General features: G+C 64.8%; 4 protein-coding genes. 3 read left to right on the forward strand and 1 reads right to left on the reverse strand.

All coding sequences use genetic code 11. The annotated features are described in order from the left end of the window. The 3 genes from FVW20_RS09060 to FVW20_RS09070 all read left to right on the forward strand — a co-directional run. Positions 1-514, forward strand: a 514-nt coding sequence (locus FVW20_RS09060; RefSeq protein WP_231038993.1) for a sensor histidine kinase, incomplete at its 5' end; no start/stop codon positions are given. After that, entirely contained in the window at positions 511-1,929 is a 1,419-nt protein-coding gene (locus FVW20_RS09065) for a sigma-54-dependent transcriptional regulator (protein WP_196609158.1), read from the forward strand. The genes FVW20_RS09060 and FVW20_RS09065, both read left to right, overlap by 4 nt. A gap of 266 nt (positions 1,930-2,195) precedes the next feature. Then, on the forward strand, positions 2,196-3,239 hold the full coding sequence (locus FVW20_RS09070; RefSeq protein ID WP_196609159.1) for a radical SAM protein: 1,044 nt from the start codon (positions 2,196-2,198) through the stop codon (positions 3,237-3,239). A gap of 21 nt (positions 3,240-3,260) precedes the next feature. Here FVW20_RS09070 and FVW20_RS09075 read toward each other — a convergent pair. Next, positions 3,261-3,988, reverse strand: a 728-nt coding sequence (locus FVW20_RS09075) for a glycosyltransferase family 2 protein (protein WP_196609160.1), incomplete at its 5' end; no start/stop codon positions are given.

Raw genomic sequence — 3,988 nt, forward strand, 5'->3', positions numbered from 1 at the left:
GGTGCCCGGTTCCCTGCCCCGCGCCATGCTGGACCCGGACCGCTTCTCGCAGGCGCTGCTCAACGTGTTCCTGAACGCGCTGGAGGCCATGCCGCGCGGCGGCGAACTGGCCGTGCGCCTGGCAGCCGCGCCGGGCAACCGCATTGCGGTATCGGTGCGCGACACGGGCGCCGGTATCGCGCCGGAGCACCTGGCCACCATCTTCGATCCCTATTTCACCACCAAAAGCCAGGGTACGGGCCTGGGCCTCGCCATAGTGCACAAGATCGTGGAGGCCCACGGCGGCGAGGTGTCGCTGCGTTCAACCCCCGGACAGGGCACGGAGGTCACCTTCCTGCTGCCCGCAGAACAGGCGGTGGGGCAGGAGCACGCGCGGGACGCGGCAAGCACCGGGGCGGACGCCACCGATCCGGCCGCGCCTTCCGGCTCCACTCCGGGGACACCCGCTGCCGATTCCATGGATTCCGCAGGGTTCGCACGACCCGGCAACCCCGCAAAGGACGACACGCCATGAGCACCGCCACCATCCTCATAGTGGACGACGACGCGGCGCACCGCTCCATGCTGCGCACCATGCTGCGCGGCTGGGGCTACGCCACCGAAGAGGCCGACGACGGCGAATCCGCCGTGGAAAAGGTGCGCCAGCGCGCCTGGGACGCCGTGCTCATGGACGTGCGCATGGCCCGCATGGACGGCATTGCGGCGCTGCACCGCATCCTGGACTGGAACCCGGCCACGCCGGTGCTGATCATGACCGCGTTCTCCTCGGTGGATACCGCCGTGGAGGCGCTGCGCACAGGGGCCTACGACTACCTGACCAAGCCGCTGGATTTCGACGTGCTGCGCCACACCCTCGCGCGCGCGCTGGACCACACCCGTCTGGCCAGCGAAAACCGCGAACTGCGCGAGCGGCTGTCGTCGCAGGGAGGGGCGCCGGGCGCGCCGCACGGCATCATTGGCCGCAGCGCGCCCATGCACGAACTGGTGGAGATGATCGCCACGGTGGCCCCGTCCGAGGCCACCGTGCTGATCACCGGCGAATCGGGCACCGGCAAGGAACTGGTGGCCCGCGCCCTGCACACCGCCAGTCACCGGTCCGCGAAACCGCTGGTGACCGTGAACTGCGCCGCGCTGACCGAAACCCTGCTGGAATCGGAACTGTTCGGCCACGAGCGCGGGGCCTTCACCGGGGCAGACCGGCGGCGCGAGGGGCGCTTCGTGCAGGCCGACGGCGGCACCCTGTTCCTGGACGAGATAGGCGAGATGCCCCTGACGTTGCAGGCAAAGCTGCTGCGCGCCCTGCAAGAGGGCGAGGTGCAGCGGGTGGGCAGCGACACCCCGCTTACCGTGGATGTGCGGGTCATCGCCGCCACCAACCGCGACCTGCGTGAAGAGGCGGCGGCGGGGCGGTTCCGCGAGGACTTGTACTACCGACTCAATGTCATCGCCGTGCACGTGCCTGCCCTGCGCGAGCGCGCGGGCGACGTGCCCCTGCTGGCCGCGTTCTTCCTGGATCGGTACACGGAAAAGAACCGCAAGCACCTCAAGGGGTTCACCCCGCAGGCCATGGACCTGCTGCTGCGCCATGACTGGCCGGGCAACGTGCGTGAACTGGAAAACGCCATCGAGCGCGCGGTGATCCTGGCCACAGGCGACTACGTGACCGAGCGCGAGTTGCCGTTGCACTTCGGGGGCGGGGGAAGCGGGAGCATTGGAGGGGGCGGAAGCGGCGGGGCAGGCGCAGGCAATGCCTCCGCCGAGGGCGACGGGTTGGCCCCCTACGCCGGGCTGTCGCTGGAGGACCTGGAGCGCCGGGCCATCATCGCCACCCTGCGCGAAACCGGCGACAACAAGAGCGAGGCCGCACGCCGCCTGGGCATCACCCGCGCCACCCTGCACAACAAGCTGAAGAAGTACGATCTGGAGTAGGGGGGCGCAGTTCTGTCGCGGGCTCGGGTTCCGTCACCGAGATCGGGCGAAGCCTCCCCCTTCGGCACTGGGTGGGGCCGGAAATGTCGTCTTGCAGAATTGGGCGAATTGAGCCGACAACGGTAAGGCATATTTTCTGCAATGTGCGGTTTGTCGAATTGTGCGGCACGTTTTTCCGGTGGGGCTGTGTGCGTATGGAGCGCCGAATATCACTGTTCATGCAGTGAATTTATGACGCGTTGCATCATTTGTGGAAAGGAGGTTGTGTGGACAACATCGGCTGGTTAGAAATACATGTTGTTGACCACTGTAATAATAATTGTAGATGGTGCCACAATTATTCTCCGTTTTCAGCGAGAAGGGAGTTCTCTCCGGAAGAGTATTACGATGGGCTTGATGTTCTAAAGCGATATAACGTAAGGTATGATAACATATCGTTGATGGGTGGTGAGCCGTTTTTGCACGAAAATTTGCATGGCTTTGCATACAAGATTCTGGAGCGGTACAGGAAGCCTTTGATGCTGACAACCAACGGGTTTTGGTTGTCGGAGCAGGCGGTGAAGGCCCATGCAGACCTTTGGCGCATTGTTTCATGGCTCAAGATTTCCCGGTATCCCACGGTGGAAAAGCGCCTTGGCGGGATTGCGGAAATACGCCGTGTCGCTTCGCTCATCAAGCAGTTCAATCCGGGCATCATCATAGAAATTCCGGATAAATCCATTTTCAATAAACTGGAGTTCACCGCATCGCCAAGGGACGTCGAAACCTATTGCGGCAACAGCCAGTGTACGGCGCTGCTTCCGGACATGACCATGGGGCGCTGCGGGGCAGGGGCCTACCTGCATCTTGCGCCTGATGGTGCCGTTCCTGGCGGTTTTCGGGAAAGCCGTCACATGATGTACGATTTGCGCAACTATGAAGCGCACACTTTTTTGCTGTGGCGCAAGCGCTATCCTCTGGATGCCTGTTCTTTTTGCAGTTTTTCCGGAAGGCAATTGCAGACGCGCTGGAAAGTGGAGCGGGGTCGCCCCGTGTTCAATACCGATTACGAGCGCGAATATGATTTTGCCATTGGCAAGAGGCTAGTTGCCATGGGCGAGGCCGAGGATGCGCGCAAGATGGCGTGCAACATGCGGGAAAAATATGGTGAAAGGGTAGAGGTGGAGATGCTTGAATGCCTGCTGGCCGCACGCAATGGGCAGCGTGAGTCGACCGTGAAGCATATAACCCGCGCACTGGAGCTTGCCCCGGACAATGAGGAAGCCATGCGCTATCTGCGCTCGATCCGGACGGCCCTCACTGGAGCGTGACACCACAGCGGCAACTGGCGCCTACAATCCCGCGCGGGAGAATATCTCCCCCGCCCGCGCCGCGCCCATGCGGGCCACGAACAGTTCGCGCAGGGCGCGGATGTCGGCGGCGCGGGGAATGACCCCCCGCGTGAAGGGAACGGCCCACGGCTCACCGCGCAGCAGGGCCCGCGCCCAGGCCCGCACCTCGGACTCGAAGAAGGCCGGGTTGTCGCGCACGATGCGCGCCTTGGCCCTGCCGTCATCGGCGCGGGCCGCGTGCGAGTAGTTGGCGTCGTGAAACACGTAGTGCAGCAGCGGCTGCGCCACGCGCACCACGCCGAATCCCGCCAAGGCCGCCTGCACCCAGAAGTCCCAGTCCTCGTATGCCGTTTCGGCGCGGAAGCCCCGGCTGGCCAGCCAGACCTCGCGCCGCATCAGTGACGTGGTGTGGAACAGGTTCTGGGTGCGCAACAGGTCCGGATGAAAGTCCGGCACCCGCACCACCCGCGATCCGGCGGGCGATTCTTCGATGTAGTCCACGCAGGCGATGTGCGGGCCGGGAAGGGGGCCGGGGCTGGTGATGTCGTGTGTTTCGCCCTGCCCGCAGGGTTCCGTCAGGGCCGCGTGGGTCAGGCGCAGAAAGTCCGGAGCCAGGTAGTCGTCCGGGTCGCAGAACAGCAGGAAGGGGCCGTGCGCCGCCTGTGCCCCGGCGTTGCGCACCGGGCCGGGCCTGCCCACGCGGGGCAGGGCCAGCACGCGGAACGCCG

The organism is Nitratidesulfovibrio oxamicus (assembly GCF_015731765.1).
GTDB lineage: Bacteria > Desulfobacterota > Desulfovibrionia > Desulfovibrionales > Desulfovibrionaceae > Cupidesulfovibrio > Cupidesulfovibrio oxamicus.